The sequence below is a fragment of the Shewanella sp. SM69 genome, assembly GCF_025653985.1.
GTDB lineage: Bacteria > Pseudomonadota > Gammaproteobacteria > Enterobacterales > Shewanellaceae > Shewanella > Shewanella oncorhynchi.
Window position 1 is genome coordinate 440401 of the sequence record NZ_JAKKRV010000001.1, and the last position, 15229, is coordinate 455629.

Annotated in this window: 12 protein-coding genes and 1 other RNA gene; 6 read left to right on the top strand and 7 right to left on the bottom strand. The window is 45.5% G+C overall.

The window, feature by feature from the left end:
- Positions 1-260 precede the first annotated feature (260 nt).
- Positions 261-1472 (bottom strand): porin, encoded by a 1212-nt coding sequence (locus tag L5M37_RS02090; RefSeq protein ID WP_028760445.1) that lies wholly within the window; start codon positions 1470-1472, stop codon positions 261-263.
- Positions 1473-1694: 222 nt separating this feature from the next.
- Positions 1695-4142 (bottom strand): DNA polymerase II, encoded by a 2448-nt coding sequence (locus tag L5M37_RS02095; RefSeq protein WP_173245591.1) that lies wholly within the window; start codon positions 4140-4142, stop codon positions 1695-1697.
- Positions 4143-4279: 137 nt separating this feature from the next.
- On the opposite strand from L5M37_RS02095, the gene dinG reads away from it, so the two are divergent.
- Genes dinG through L5M37_RS02125 form a run of 6 tightly spaced genes read left to right on the top strand, consistent with a single transcriptional unit; the run spans position 4280 to position 9755 of the window.
- Positions 4280-6352 (top strand): ATP-dependent DNA helicase DinG, encoded by a 2073-nt coding sequence (gene dinG, locus L5M37_RS02100; protein ID WP_263199201.1) that lies wholly within the window; start codon positions 4280-4282, stop codon positions 6350-6352.
- A gap of 9 nt (positions 6353-6361) precedes the next feature.
- Complete coding sequence (locus tag L5M37_RS02105) at positions 6362-7135, top strand: sulfite exporter TauE/SafE family protein (protein WP_028760448.1); 774 nt, start codon at positions 6362-6364, stop codon at positions 7133-7135.
- Entirely contained in the window at positions 7126-7794 is a 669-nt protein-coding gene (locus L5M37_RS02110; RefSeq protein WP_411569057.1) for a primosomal replication protein, read from the top strand. The genes L5M37_RS02105 and L5M37_RS02110 overlap by 10 nt, the downstream gene beginning before the upstream one ends.
- A gap of 9 nt (positions 7795-7803) precedes the next feature.
- Positions 7804-8493: a DUF2057 domain-containing protein gene (locus tag L5M37_RS02115; protein ID WP_173245600.1), complete on the top strand. Its 690-nt coding sequence runs from the start codon at positions 7804-7806 to the stop codon at positions 8491-8493.
- 29 nt (positions 8494-8522) lie between these two features.
- Positions 8523-9431: a histone deacetylase gene (locus L5M37_RS02120; RefSeq protein WP_263199205.1), complete on the top strand. Its 909-nt coding sequence runs from the start codon at positions 8523-8525 to the stop codon at positions 9429-9431.
- 33 nt (positions 9432-9464) lie between these two features.
- Positions 9465-9755, top strand: coding sequence for a late competence development ComFB family protein (locus tag L5M37_RS02125; protein ID WP_028760452.1), 291 nt, complete (start codon positions 9465-9467; stop codon positions 9753-9755).
- Positions 9756-9973: 218 nt separating this feature from the next.
- On the opposite strand, the gene ffs is transcribed toward L5M37_RS02125, so the two are convergent.
- From ffs to L5M37_RS02150, 5 genes are all read right to left on the bottom strand, one after another.
- Positions 9974-10071: signal recognition particle sRNA small type (ffs, locus tag L5M37_RS02130), an RNA gene on the bottom strand.
- A 259-nt stretch (positions 10072-10330) separates the two neighbouring features.
- Positions 10331-10693 carry a ComEA family DNA-binding protein gene (locus L5M37_RS02135; RefSeq protein WP_113938844.1) on the bottom strand — a complete coding sequence of 121 codons (363 nt, stop codon included), beginning with the start codon at positions 10691-10693 and terminating at the stop codon, positions 10331-10333.
- Positions 10694-10919: 226 nt separating this feature from the next.
- Positions 10920-12113 carry a methionine gamma-lyase gene (gene megL / locus L5M37_RS02140; RefSeq protein WP_173245606.1) on the bottom strand — a complete coding sequence of 398 codons (1194 nt, stop codon included), beginning with the start codon at positions 12111-12113 and terminating at the stop codon, positions 10920-10922.
- A gap of 343 nt (positions 12114-12456) precedes the next feature.
- Entirely contained in the window at positions 12457-13677 is a 1221-nt protein-coding gene (locus L5M37_RS02145) for a YcjF family protein (RefSeq protein WP_263199208.1), read from the bottom strand.
- Positions 13674-15134, bottom strand: a complete 1461-nt coding sequence (locus L5M37_RS02150) for a YcjX family protein (protein ID WP_263199209.1) — start codon at positions 15132-15134, stop codon at positions 13674-13676. Before L5M37_RS02150 ends, L5M37_RS02145 begins: the two co-directional genes overlap by 4 nt.
- Positions 15135-15229 lie beyond the last annotated feature (95 nt).

The window sequence follows — 15229 nt, forward strand, 5'->3', positions numbered from 1 at the left end:
CGGGAAAATCATGTTTTTATTATAATTTGCTTATTTAATAAGCAGTTTTAAACAAGGGCACCTTAAACATTCCGAAGTGCTGCGGGAGCATAAAATCATATGAGAGACATTTAATCAACAAAAAGATAACCAAATACAAACAAATAATACACAATGTCTTTTTATTACAAATTAACTTACCGTTAAAAACAAAAAAAGCCAGTCATTACTGACTGGCTTTTTGTTAAAACAGTGGTTTCTACTATATAGAAACTGGAAACTTAAAGTGTGTAACGGATACCAATGGCAACACCGTCAGATTCTGAAAGCGCCATTCTAGCTTCTTGTTCTTTATCTGCACTGGTAAAATCGCTGTAATCTTTACGTGCTTCTACGTAAAGCACTGTGTTTGGGTCCCATACAAAATGCAAACCAACCACGACAAACTGACGTTTGAACTCATCGTTAGGATCGGCATTAAAGTTAGGTTGAATGACGTAGTCTTTACCGGCATCAAGCACGTTGTAAGAAATGAATGGACGTAACCCATTGTCAAACTTGTATGAAACTAAACTTTCAATACCATAGGCGTCTTTAATCAAACGACCAATATTGTCTGTGTCATGATTTTCTTGTCTGTTAACGTTTGCAGCAGCGTATAAGCCATTGCTATCGAAGTTACCCCAAGTGATACCTGCACCGTAGATAAGATCAACCGCTGTGGTTTGTTCGCCGTTACCAAAACTCACATCAAACTCACCGCGGTTAACACCCGCAGTTAAGGTCAGCATATCAGTGGCTTTATAAGTCAGCGCGCCACCATAAGTATAATTGTATTCTACTTGTTGAGCCGCTTTATCACCGCTTTCCCAGTTCGCTTGACACTGAGCTTGTGAAATATCATCCGTTGTATCACAGGTATAGAAGCTGCTGTTTTTCAATTGTGCTTGAACTGCAAAGCTTACATCGCCAAATGCATTGCGATATTGAACTGTTTTATCACCACGACCAACACCGTTTACCGCGCCATCATCTTTATTATAAGTGTAAACACCTGCAGTGTTACCGTCCCACACAAAACCGTAGTTAGTGTTGTAAACGACATCGTACCAAGCGCCCCACTGCTTACCAATAGTCAGTGTTCCATAAGTGTCATGGGACAGACCAGCGTAACCTAAACGGTTATAAAAGAACTCTTCTTGAACAGATTCGAAGCGATTGTTATAGACGATGTCGCTACTACCAACAGGGTTCACACCCCATTCCAATTTAGCAAATGCTTTCCAACCGTCAGTCAACTCACGATTAAAACCAAAATTAATGCGAGATGCGCCGTTAACAACCTCTGTTTCCCCTTGAGTGTTGATCACGCGTGCATCAATAAAACCACCGATTTCTACGGCATTTTTATTATCTTTATAGATCTCGATAGCTGAGACTGATGGAACTAAAAAAATTGCTGCAAGCGCAGTTGCTACTAACGTCTTGTTCATTTGGTGCTTAACCTTTTTTGTTTATGTTCTGTCAACGTCATTCCGTTGTTATATTTCCTTACAATTTCCTCTTAAAGGGTAGCAAACTTTCAATATTCCCTCAAAGCTAAACCTAAAGAATATGTCGATTAACATCACAAAAACAAACCAGTTAACCTCTACAAAACAGGTTAAAACGCTACATCCGCCACCCTGCGCAACACATAAAGAACATTAAAAACACTATATTAACAGCAACTGCTTTGACGCAATATCCATGTAGTTTAGTTTCATTATCGAAAAAACAGGCTCGGCAATAGGGCCAATTTGCTTATCAATGTAGTATTGGTAATCAATTGGTGACGTTCTGTACAGTAAGGATTCCGGTCCATTTACAGTAATCAGATAATCAATCTGCGCCCCACGCTTGCCAAAAGAGGCATCTCCTGTTAAGTCGCATAATTGTTGAGCGACTTTAACATGGGGAGAAGATTTAGCCGTGTAATCTTCAATATTGCGTCGCATACGTTTGCGAAATACCAAATCATCATCCAACTCACCATCAAGCAGCTTTTCAAACACACTGGCCAAATAAACACTGATATCCCTTTGGTTAAACATCCGTTCATAGAGTGACTCTTGAACTTTGCGCGCTAAAGGGCTCCAATCACTGCGCACTTGCTCCATACCTTTAAAAGTAAGCTCAAGTTCATCGCTCGCATTACGCCACGCGCCAACATAACGTTTTTTACTGCCTTCTAACGACCTTCTTAAGGTCGGCATAAAAAACTGCTCATAGTGGCGTTCAAACTGTAACTCGAGAAAACTCTCAACTTGATGATCTTCACCGATCTTAGCCTGCCACTTAGCATTAATTTCCCGCGCCAGAGTGTTACCTAAGGCGTTAATGTCTGAGAGATCTGGCTCGCTGCCAAGCCAGACAAAGGTCGAATCCGTATCGCCGTAAATCACTTGATAGCCCATCTCTTCTATCCATGCGCGGGTTTGTTTCATGATTTGATGGCCGCGCATAGTGATCGAACTTGCTAACTTTGCATCGTGGAAAACACAACCTTGAGAACCTAAAACCCCATACAACGAGTTCATGATAATTTTTATCGCTTGGGATAAAGGCGCATTGTGCTCACGTTTGGCCTTTTCGCGCTGCTCAGATAATGTTTGGATAAGCTTAGGTAAAATGGGCTGTTGCCGACTGAAACGGCCACCGAGAAACCCCACAACACAGTCAGACTCGGGCAATTGCAAGCCTTCAATTAATCCCTTAGGGTCGATCAAAAAGGTACGAATAATGGAGGGATATAGACTTTTAAAATCGAACACTAAAATATGCTTATAAAGTCCCGGTACAGAATCCATCACATAGCCACCGGGGCTTTCGATCCCATCACTCGCAGGAGCATCGGGTGCGACATAACCGGCTCGATGTAAATGCGGTAAATACAAATGATTAAATGCCGCCACCGAAGCCCCAACCCGCCCCAACTCTAAACCTGTTAGTTCAGCTCGCGCGAGGGCGAACTCCCATAATTGAGTATGACTAAAAATATCCCACACCAGACGGCTGTCAGTAAGATTGTAATGGGCTAAGGCTTGTTTATTGGCCTTAAACAACTGATCAATTTCTTCAACGCGATTATCCACGTTATGAATGGCCTTGCCTTCACCTAATAATTTCCGCGAAACAAATTCCAACGAAAACCGCTCAAAATGATAGAAAGCCGCCTTAAGCCAATCGATACCATCGAGTACCACACGGCCCGGTAAAACTAAGGTTTCTGGCCGAAATTTATTATCGACTTTCCACTCAAGCTTTGCCCCTCCGCGGCCAATGGTGAGCGGAATACGGTGTAATAATGCCCGGCGTGACAAGAGTGCGAGGTCAAAACTCACCACTGACCAACCTATGACAAAGTCAGGATCAAACTCATGGAACCACGCGATTAATCGATGAATGAGTGCAGCCTCATCGGCCACCCATTCAATATATTCGGGAGAGTTTGATTCAGCCTCACCCACCATAATCACTTTTTCATAAGTCTGCTTGAGACTGTCTTGCTCTTCGTCTCGGCCACTGTATTGACCATATAGTGCAACTGAATAGAGTAAACCTTCAAAGCTGCATTCAAAATCCAGTGAAATACAGCGGAAATGTACAGCCGTTAAAGGGGCAATACTCTTAGCCCGCTCGGCGATAAACACGGGCAGCGAGTTAGCCTCAAGACTGTCGCTAGTCGGCGCGTGTATGTTACTCGTCGCAGAGAAATGCCCTAAAAATGCCACATCCAGCGCCACAAACCGCTCGATTAAATAACGCTGTTCGGGGCGAATGTCGGCTTCAAATAAAGGGATATCGGCATCTTTAGCGATGCGCTGTAAGGTACGTAAACTATTGCTCGATTTGGCATAAACACCACTAACCGCGCCGCCTTTAAAGCTTTTGAGCGCTAACGGTACAAACCGCAATGCTTGACCCGGCGTTTGCAACTGCAAAGCCGTGACATCAGTTTGATGACAAAAACAAATGTGTTCAGTGCCTTGCACTTCCACCAGCACAGGGCCTTGGGCGGTAGCCAGATAATACTGCAACACTAAACTCCCATGACGATGAATCGCATGGCGTGTTAAGACTCGACCTTGTACACTAACGGCCGCGGTAGCCTCTGACTTCATCGCATGGGTTCCCAAATCGCGTAGCTAGTCAATTTAGATGGTTCCTCAATTTAAATGCCGCCAAATGGCAGAAAAGTTTCTTAGGCTATGCAATCACTGTTATTATGTACAGCATTAATTCGATAAAGTAGTGACGCATGTTACCTGACAATGTAAAAACCCAGATCCGCGCCATCTATAAAGATATCGCTACTGCCTTGCCTAATTTTAGGCCGCGTCGCGAACAAAACTATATGGTGGCGGAAATCTCTAAGACCCTCGCCGGCGACTATGATAAAGATAGGCGCATCATTGTGGTCGAAGCAGGCACTGGGATCGGTAAATCATTGTCTTACATCCTCGGTACCATTCCACTGGCATTAGCGAGCAAGAAAAAAGTCTGTATCGCCACCGCGACCGTTGCCTTACAAGAACAATTACTGCATAAAGACTTGCCCTTCTTCCTTGAGCAATCCGGCTTAAATTTCCGCTTTGGCCTAGTAAAAGGTCGACAACGTTATGTGTGTCTATCGAAACTGGCGATGCTCATCGGTGACGACAACAGTACACAAATGGCCATGTGGCAAACTAAACCTGACAATAGCCAAGTGGCTATGATGCATGGCCTGTTAAAAGACTATAACGAAGGTCGCTGGAACGGCGAAATCGATACCTTAGCCGTGCCGCTGCCCGATCACCTGTGGCAACAAATCGCCTGCGACAAACACAGCTGTCATCGTCAAGTGGCCAGCCACAGAAATTGCCCGTTTCATAAAGCCCGTGAAGATGTCGATACCTGGGATGTACTCATCGCCAACCACAGCTTGTTATTCGCCGATTTAGAGCTAGGTGGCGGCGTGATTTTGCCCGATCCCGAAGACGTGTTTTATGTTATCGATGAGGCACATCACTTACCGATTGTGGCGCGGGATTTCTCCAGTGCTCAAGCCACGCTGAGGGGCGCATGCGACTGGCTCGAAAAAATTGGCAAAACCTGCGCTAAGTTGCAAAACCAAATAAAGAGCAACAACATTATTGCTCCTGCGCAGGCGATGCAGGATCACTTAGGCGATCTTATCGCCCAGCTCAATCAAGTGGCCCACTATTGCGATACCCAGACCAAACACTTTGCCAATCCTGAAAACCGTCTGCGTTTTGAGCACGGCAAACTACCAGAGTCATTACTCATTCTGGCCGAAAACCTTGCAGTGACCTCTAATCTTGCCCTCAAGCAGTTTAATAAAATGCTGTCACTGCTGGCAGAGGCGATTAAAGATGGCGACATTCCTAAACATCAATCCGAAGCACTATTAGCCGAAACTGGATTTATGCTGCAAAGGCTCGAGAATCTACAAAAATTGTGGAAGATGATGGCCAAGGAAGATAAACATAAAGGTGCACCTATGGCGCGCTGGGTTGAGCTCATCACAGGTAAACAAGTGGATTATCTGTTTAGCGCCTCACCTATCGAAGTCGGCTTTATGCTGGAATCCATGCTGTGGCAAAAGGCCGCAGGCGTAGTCTTATGTAGCGCCACGCTGCGCGCACTCAATAACTTCGACCATTTCGTACATCAGGTGGGGTTATCACTCAACGATGGCAGTCGTTATTTAGCCTTACAATCGCCCTTCGATTACCCCAATAATGCGACTCTTTATTTACCCAAAATGCGCACTGAGCCGACGGATGATGCCTATACGGCTGAACTTGCCGAACAAATCATCACCCTTATTGAAGGCGAAATGGCAACCTTAGTGCTATTCGCCTCCTACTGGCAGATGGAAAAAGTGGTTGAATTACTTGAAGGTAAACTCACCACTGAACTACTTATTCAAGGCAATGCGCCACGGCAACAATTATTAGAAAATCATAAAGCTAAATGCGATAAGGGCGAACCAAGCATCTTGTTTGGCACCGGCAGTTTTTCTGAAGGTCTCGACTTGCCCGGCGATTATCTGACTAACTTGATCGTCACTAAACTGCCCTTTGCCGTACCAACCTCGCCCGTTGAGCAAGCGCATGCAGAATATGTCAAAGTCAAAGGCGGTAATCCCTTCTTACAACTAACGATTCCAGATGCTTCACGTAAGCTTATTCAAAGTTGTGGTAGATTACTGCGTAAAGAGCAAGATTATGGCCGAGTGACCATTTTAGATAGGCGGTTAGTTACTAAACGCTATGGCAAGTCCTTACTGGACGCCTTACCGCCCTTTAGACGTGTTATAGAGTAGGATTAAAATTTGGAGTTGTTACTCGAGCCCAGTCATTGGGCCCTGTTGGCAGTCATAGGTCTTATCGCTGGATTCATTGATGCCGTCGTGGGTGGCGGTGGCCTATTGTCAATCCCCGCACTGTTAACCTTAGGCATTGCGCCGCATACCGTATTAGGCACCAATAAGTTAGCCGCAAGCTTTGGCTCTTTTATGGCGGCTTGGACCTATTATCGCAAGCACCTCTTTAAACCCTCGTTTTGGTACATGGCTTTTATCGCCACCTTTATCGGCGCGGTATTGGGCAGTTTCTTAGTCTATTTAGTCGATACTCAATGGCTCGAAAAGGTCCTACCCTTGCTGATCATTGGCATCGCCATTTACAGTTTAGTCAGCCCCAATGCGATGTCAGACGTTAACTGCCAAGCACCAACCAGCAAGCCGCCAGCCAAGCAACAATGGCTACAGGGACTGGCTTTAGGCACTTATGATGGTTTTGCAGGCCCAGGCATTGGTGCATTTTGGACCGTCACATCAGGCTCTTTGTATAAACTGCCTTTACTGCACAGTTGTGGCCTTGCCCGTGCGATGACTTTTACCAGCAACTTGACCGCATTGACTATCTTTGGCTGGCTTGGGCAGGTAGAGTGGCAAATAGGTTTGTGGATGGGATTGTGCATGATGTTAGGCTCATTTATCGGCGCCCGCTGTGCGATTAAATTTGGCATGCCCTTTATCCGCCCACTGTTTATTTTGATCGTGCTAATGATTGCAGCGAATTTGGCATGGAGCGCATGGTTGTGAACACCCAACAATTAATGGTGATGCTGAAGAATCAGCTTAAAGCCTTAGAACAAGAAGTGCTGCAACACGATAATCGACTCGCGCCGCCGCAGCGTAAACTCCTGCAAGAAACGGAGCGTTTTAATCACTCGCTGTTTGTCCAACACGGCGCCCAACTCAGCCCCTGTATTGAACAAATTCGTAGCAGTATTATGCAGCTCGAAAAACAAATTAAGCTCAAACTCGCCCCCCAGACCATTGCCCTGAGCTGTGAGCGGATCCAAGATAGATTCACCGCAGTCAAACGGGCCTTGCTGACCACTTCTATCGACATTAAGTCTAAAACTCAGCAGCGTGCCAGTAGTCGTGCCCGTTTTGCACAACGCCAGAATCAGTCTCACCAAGCCAGTGGTTTCGATTGGATCGCCAATAACGTGATGCAAAATAGTCATGAGATCTACGAAGAATTGAACAAACATCTGAATTGGGCGAAAAGATTTGAACAAAAAATTGAAGAAATGGAATCAAAACTTGAAAACTGTCATAGTGCTGACAAAATAAAATTGCAAAATGACATCCTTTTGATGCATCGTCGTCTAGGAAAATGCAGGCAAGCTATTAGTTATATAGAAGATCGCATTCAAATATTCGAACGCCCGTATCAGAGTAATAACCGTTAAGGAGTAACAATGAAATCACTTTTGCCAATTAGCAGCCTGCTAGTATTACTCGGATCTGCCTCAGCCTTCGCTGCAGATCTGAACATTCCTATGTCATTTGAGTACCTTGCTCTTGATGGTAAAAAAGTCGAGTCGAGCGTATTCAACCATAAAAGCAGCTTAGAATTGGCCCCCGGCACTCACAAAATCGCCATTCGTTATCATGAAATGGTAGAGGATGATTTTAGTGACAGCCAAACCTTTGTTAAGTCAGCACCTTTCATCGTTACTTTAGATGTTGATGGCGACCATCAATATTACCTGCAAGCGGCCGAAGGTGAAGTCGTTAAAAAGCCTAAAGTTTACGCGCAAAACCCACAAGTCAAATTAACCCGTAGTGACAAAGGCAACGTCAATTACCAAGTGGTGAATACCAATTTAGAAGAAGAAAGCTTCGTCTCTCGCCTTTTCAGTGGTAATCAAGCCGTTGACGTATCCGGTACTGCCGCAGCAGCAACCGGTGCCGCTGGAGCAGTAGTAGCTGTTGCACCAGCACCCGTGACAACATCGGCGACCGTTAACGCAACATCACTCACCGCCCCCGTAGACACCTCTAAAGCAGCAGGAGCCAACCCACAACAAATGTTGCAATACTGGTGGCTACAAGCGGATGAAAAAACCCGTAAAGAATTTATGAGCTGGGCAATTTCACAGCTATAACAACTTGCGATAACGAGGTTTAGTCAATATTGACTCTGATCCCACTGGTTTATCACGCCAGCTATTCCAAGCTGGCGCTTCCTCCCCATCACAGATTTCCCACCACTAAATACGCACATTTACGGCAGTACTTACTCGATAACCACATTGCCACGACTGCACAATTCCACACGCCAACGGCCATGACTGCAGAAGATGTAATACAAGTGCATCAACGCGAATATGTAGAGCAATTTATCGCGGGTACCTTGCCAACAGCGGCGCTTAGACGGATTGGTTTCCCATGGAGTGAAGCCTTAGTTGAGCGTACCTTGCATTCTGTGGCTGGCACCACACTCACAGCTTCATTAGCCATAAATCAGGGTATTGCCCTGCATCTCACGGGGGGCTACCATCACGCCCATTACGATTTTGGCAGCGGCTATTGTATTTTCAACGACCTTATCCTCGCGGCCAGAAATGCCATCGCGAGCCAGCAAGTACACAAGGTACTGATTTTTGATTGCGATGTGCATCAAGGTGACGGCAGTGCAACCCTCAGCCACCAACATCAAGGGATCATCAGTTGCTCGATTCACTGCAAAGAGAATTTCCCGAGTCGTAAGCAGCATTCCCACCATGATATTGAACTAACTAAAGGAGCGGACGATAGTGCGTATCTTGAAACTGTGGAGCAGACACTCGCCCTCCTTATCCGAATCCATCAACCAGATCTGATTCTTTATGATGCTGGGGCCGATATTCATCAAAATGACGATCTTGGCTTGCTCAATATCAGCCAAGAAGGACTGTTCAGACGGGATTTAACTGTGTTATCAATGGCAAAATCGGAAAATATTCCAATTGCAGCCGTGATAGGCGGCGGCTACAGCAGAGACGCACTACAATTAAGCCAAAGACACAGCCAACTTTTTATTGCGGCAAATCATTTGTGGTAGCAAACTCAATGAAAACCGTCATGGAGCATAACAATGCAACTCGAAATCCGTAATTACTACGAAGTTCTTTTAATGGAAATATTGTCAGATGAAGGACTTATGGACGAACTTCCTGAGGATTATCTCGCCGACTTATGTTGCGTGACCTTAAATCAACTGCCAGTGCGCTACATACGCCACCTCGTCGATACTTACTTCTTTGAAGACTATAACGAGCTACAGGAATTAAAGCGTGAGATCCAAACCGCACTCGAAAAGTCCCGCGCTTTTCTTAAACAAAATCTGCAAAAAAGATTACAGGAAGAAGCTGAAGCCAATCGTTGATTTAGTTAAAGGTTACTGTTGAGAGCATTTTTAGCCGTTGTAGTGGCAAGAACAGAAGCAGGCAATGGATTATCTCATTGTGCAGAAATATTAACGCTATAAATGATTAACAGCAGAAAACGGAAATAGTCTGCAAGCTAAAATATTGAATAACATAAATTGAGTAGATATAGAGAAGTACAACGGAAATAAGCAGAAGGACTGCTGAATTGGAGGTTCCCCTAGAGCCGACACCCCGGCACACGAGTCGCTTGCTGCGGTTGCTCCCTTCCGGGCCTGGCCGAGTTCACAAGTTATCATTGCGGGGGGACCCTAGGGTCACCATAACTTCGAACATTACTTTGAATGACATAGACCAAAGCATTGCTTGAACGCGAAGGATTATCCCCCATGGACCCTATGGGATCAAGCGCTAATCGATAAGATCTCTTAATATCCCACCTAACTGCACAATCTATAAGCAAATGGAGTGATTGAAATGATAAAAGCCTGCAAATGCAGACTTTTATATATGTTTTACTGAATCTCTTATCATAAAAATCAGCAGGCTACAGCGCAATCATCGCCAAAGGTGGTTACAACTTGATCAAATGGCGATTTTGCTCAATTATCTTAGCCCCAACACCAGAGACATTCGCTAAGTCATCTATAGCATTGAACTTACCATTTTTAGTGCGATAGTCGACAATCGCTTGAGCCTTTGCGGCACCAATCCCTTTGAGTACGAGTAACTGCTCGGCTGAAGCGGTATTAATGTTGACTTGAGCGGCATCTGGCATAGCTTTCTTCACATCCGATGCCATTTCACCCGCTTCAGTTTTAGCCTGTACTTTCACGGCGGCCTTGGTTGGGGTTTCTGTTGCGATTGTTGGGCTTGCCAAAAAAGCCGTTAATGCTATGGCACTCATAAAAGCAGGTATACGATTTGTGGTTTTCATAACAATTCCTCTATTCCATGATTTGCGGCCTTTCGTCCTACTTCCGTGGCCTCAAATCAAAAATAGTCTAAGCTGTCCCGAAATACCAAATCGGCGTCATAAATATTCACTATCGCTAAACTTCTGTCTTCGGCTCAATGAGCCTGTGCTTGACTATGATAAAAAGATGCAAAAAGCATCCTTTTATCATTCAAATAGCTAACGGTCTTTAAAATAACAACATTCATTAAGCTAATCGAGCTAGCGCTTGGTTCAAGTCGGCGATGATGTCGTCACAATCCTCTAAACCAATAGAGATCCGCAGCAAATTATCACCAATCCCAGCCGCCGCTCTTGCCTCTGGCGTATAAGGTGAATGCGTCATCGATGCAGGATGTTGAATCAGGGATTCAGCGTCACCTAGACTCACCGCAATTGAGAACAACTTTAGATATCCGACAAAGGCCATAGCTTCTTCTAAATTTGCCGCCAGTTCAAACGCGATAACACCACCAGCACGTTTCATCTGCTGGCCAATGAATTTATGCCCTTGATGAGATTTAAGCCCGGGATAATACACACGTGTAATGCTTGGATGTTCCGCCAAAAACTCTGCCACGCGCTGGGCACTATCGCAATGGCGCTGCAAACGCACATCTAAGGTTTTAAGGCCGCGTAAGATCAGCCAAGCATCATGTGGCGATATCACAGCGCCAATATCCTTTAAAATTTCATACTTCACTTTATGGAGCTGTTCTTCACTGCCACACACTATCCCCGCAATCACATCGCCATGGCCATTCAGATATTTAGTCGCACTGTGGATCACCAAATCAATACCAAAATCCAGCGGCCTCTGCAGTAATGGCGTCATAAAGGTATTATCGACAATACTGACCAACTGATGACGTTTGGCAATATTCGCAATTGACGCTAAATCAAATACCTGCAAATGCGGATTGACAGGGGTTTCACAGAAAATGACCTTAGTATTGGATTTAATCGCCGCTTCTATTTCTGCTTCCGATGAAAAGTCCACTAGGGACACTTCAATACCAAAGCGGGCAAACTGAGTCGTCATTAGCGCATAAGTACAACCGTATACGGCATTCGACGCCACTAAGTGATCGCCCATCTGCAAATTAGCCAGCAATGCGGCGGATACTGCGCCCATACCAGAAGCGGTTGCGGCTGCGGCCTCTGCCCCTTCTAAAATCGCCATTTTACGTTCAAGCTCGGCAGTTGTCGGATTACCTAAACGCGTGTAAATATACCCCAGCTCATTACCCGCAAATCGCTCACCACCTTGCTGTGCAGACTCAAACACAAAAGTCGCACTTTGGTAAAGCGGCGTCACTAAGGCACCAAAGGCCTCTCGCTCATGGCCGCCATGAATAACCTGTGTTGCCGCCTTCCACATCTTGCCTGACTCATCTTGCATACCTAGCTCCTTGTCATTGGCATTGAGCAGTTCCCGTTCTTGATTGATTGTTGGTGTGGAGCGCTCAATGCCCGCATTATGGATAATCTAATAGATAAGTTAATGAAACATTAGCCCTATCGAATAAGCCCTACCATAACGTGGCCAAGCACTTAAGCCAGTAGCATGACGAAAATAGCAGCGCGCCAAGTGTAATTAACTTGTTACATAGCACTTTTACGTCGCACTTAGTCATACTCGGTATCTGCAAAGAAAATCATAAAAAATGCGCCAAGGAACAAGTCCATTAGCGCATCTACTTTCGGCTATTTGAATCGTTTAATCATATGATATTCAATAGCATCTACTCTTTAGACTTATCTTTAGATGACCGCGATACCCTATCATCAACATCGGCGAACTGGCCTTTTAATGCGTCGCGACCTTCTTTGGTAAACAGCTTGCCTGAAAACTGCTTCAGTTCGATCAACAATTCCTGATACACTTTAGACAATTTAGGCCTTTGATCTTCTCTAAACACAATCGGCCGACACAGCGCCATGGCTTGATATCCAAGACGCGCCGTTAGCATACCGCCGCCTAAACCTTGGGCCAAGCGAGCAGACAATTTACCTGTCATTTCAACCGATAACAGCTGTGTTCCTAAATCGGTAACTAACTCAGTGGTGCCCGCGTAGATGATATTAATAATAATGCTGCGGATAAGTTTAATTCGGCTCCAGTAACCAAGTTCAATGCCATAACAGCGGGCGACATCGCGCAGCATACGTTGATTACGCCAGAGGATAATCGCCATATCGAGCACAGCTAACGGACTCGCCGCCAGTAACACTGCCGACTCAGCCGCATAGCGTCGCACGACTTTTTTGGCCAGTTCATCTCGCTCCGTTAGGACTAAGTCCTCGAATAACAAGACTTTCTCGGCATCATTATGTTCATCTTTTAATGAGCTGCGAAGTTGCTGCAAACCTTGGCTGTCTTCATAGTGGCAAACGATATTATCGATAAAGCTGTCTGCTTCACCCATTTGCATGCTCTGCGCTAGCCTTGCACCTGTTTCTTGAGTATCGGCGACCTGTTTGAGTCGCTTGAGCTTACGGTATTCACTGACTGCGCTCGCCAATGCCCACGCACTGACAACCCCAAGCACCACACCATAAAAACTGAACAACCAAGGGCTCTCAAGCCAAGCATCCCTCAGTCCTAATCCTGTTTGAACGACTACAAGCAGCAATAAACTCGCTACTGCCAGACGAGCGAGCCAAGACCAACGGCGTGATTTTACAAGTTGAGGCGATACCGATTTAGCATCGATCATTTTTGGATGGGATGACAACGTTTCATCCATCAATTCCTCAATATCAGCAGCCACTTCTTGCACTGGCGTATGCGGATCAAAGGCTTTCGCCCCTTTGAGCTCCTCTTTGCTGGGTTTGAGCTCCACGACTTCTGGGTCAAACAGCTGCTGCTTTTTCAGCGGCTTATGTTCAACTGAGTGTGCAAATGAGTTCGCAGAAGAATTAGAAGCCTGCTCGTTAGCGTTATCCGATAGCTTTAGCGTCATTCCAACTTATCTCCCAGTAAGTACTGCAGCAAATGATCGAGACGAATATGGTCAAAGTGCACTTGAGATGGGTCAATATTGGCATTGCTCGGCGGTGCAAAGCCGACAAAGTTAAACCCTTGTTCACGCCAAAAATCGGGCTCAGGTAAGCGAGTGGGCACTTCGCCTGGAAACAAGGTCAGGGCTTTACCGTTGAGTCCCATCCCCTGCACGACTTCCACCTCGCCCTCTTGGGTCGTTACCATGCCATGGCGAGTCGCTTTAATGGCGCTAATCGCCATAGTCTCCACTTTACAACCATCGAAACTGGCAAAATGCTGGCTGTGTTTCAACATATCGGTTAGCAGGGACAAAACATGGCTCTGCTGATCGCGAGTCACATGGTCAACCTTGCTCGCGGCAAACAACAAACGGTCGATGCGGGGGGCAAATAAACGTCGTAAATAACTCGATTGGCCAAACTGAAAGCTTTCCATAATGGCATTGAGCGCCGCGCCCATATCCTCAAATTGCTTTTTACCGCGATTCAACGCACTAAAACAGTCAACAAGTACTAACTGCCGATCAAAACCGGCAAAGTGGTTTTTATAGAAAGGCTTAACCACTTTAGCCACATATTCTTGATAACGTTTTTCAAGTACATGGAATCCACTGTGTTTATCGCTTTGCGAAAGCTCAGCAAACTTTTCATCATTAACCAATAACAGGGGGAAAAAAGCCAATAAGGGAGCCCCCTGCCATTCACCCGGCAATAACATGCGCCCAGGTTGCGCTTGGTAATAACCTTGCACGTGTACTAAATCATTGAGTAATAGCTGATATTGATCGGCAATCTGCTTTAATTGCTGCTCATCGGCGCTGGCGGCTAAATCCAATAAAATCAAAGATTGCTCAAACTCGGCATACAAGGGAGAGCTTTTAAGATTCTCGATGCGAACTTGTTGAGCACGGCACCAAGTAACAAAGTCTTGGCGCAGCATAGGTAAATCGAGTAACCATTCGCCAGGATAATCGACTATGTCTAAATACAAGGTGGCGGTATCAGAAAACTTGGCCAGTAAGCCCTTCTTAGGTTGGTATTTAATCGCCAATCGTAACTCAGAAATAGTACGGGTAGAGGCTGGCCAGGTCGCAGGTTCGGAAGTGAGCGCTAACATGGCGCCTTGATAATCAAAACTGGCGATTTCAAGATCCGGCTGCATGGCACGCTTAACACCGAGTAAACGCTGATCGCGGCTCACCTGCCACAGTGGCAAAGCGCTGTTGTTACGTGCGTGAGGTAACGTTGAGACAGGTCCAGAATTGAGTAACTGATTGACTAACCCCGTGATAAACGCCGTTTTTCCCGCACCAGAAAGCCCAGTCACGGCCAAACGTAAATGCCGGTCCGCGGTGCGATGTAACAGGGATTGGCCCTTTTGGGTTAATTTATGGAGCGAGGCATCAAGCATTCCCATAGAGACTTCCCTTATGTCGAATGATGTTAACTTATGTCAAGTGATGTTGACTATACACTGGAATGGAGCAGAGATTAAGCAACAAGGGCGGACAT

Bases quoted from the DNA above. Each gene is read 5' to 3' on its own strand.
- megL (WP_173245606.1), bottom strand. From the start codon at position 12,113: ATGCAAGATGAGTCAGGCAAGATGTGGAAGGCGGCAACACAGGTTATT.
- L5M37_RS02115 (WP_173245600.1), top strand. From the start codon at position 7,804: ATGAAATCACTTTTGCCAATTAGCAGCCTGCTAGTATTACTCGGATCT.
- dinG (WP_263199201.1), top strand. From the start codon at position 4,280: ATGTTACCTGACAATGTAAAAACCCAGATCCGCGCCATCTATAAAGAT.
- L5M37_RS02110 (WP_411569057.1), top strand. From the start codon at position 7,126: ATGGTTGTGAACACCCAACAATTAATGGTGATGCTGAAGAATCAGCTT.
- L5M37_RS02135 (WP_113938844.1), bottom strand. From the start codon at position 10,693: ATGAAAACCACAAATCGTATACCTGCTTTTATGAGTGCCATAGCATTA.
- L5M37_RS02145 (WP_263199208.1), bottom strand. From the start codon at position 13,677: ATGACGCTAAAGCTATCGGATAACGCTAACGAGCAGGCTTCTAATTCT.
- L5M37_RS02090 (WP_028760445.1), bottom strand. From the start codon at position 1,472: ATGAACAAGACGTTAGTAGCAACTGCGCTTGCAGCAATTTTTTTAGTT.
- L5M37_RS02095 (WP_173245591.1), bottom strand. From the start codon at position 4,142: ATGAAGTCAGAGGCTACCGCGGCCGTTAGTGTACAAGGTCGAGTCTTA.
- L5M37_RS02125 (WP_028760452.1), top strand. From the start codon at position 9,465: ATGCAACTCGAAATCCGTAATTACTACGAAGTTCTTTTAATGGAAATA.
- L5M37_RS02150 (WP_263199209.1), bottom strand. From the start codon at position 15,134: ATGGGAATGCTTGATGCCTCGCTCCATAAATTAACCCAAAAGGGCCAA.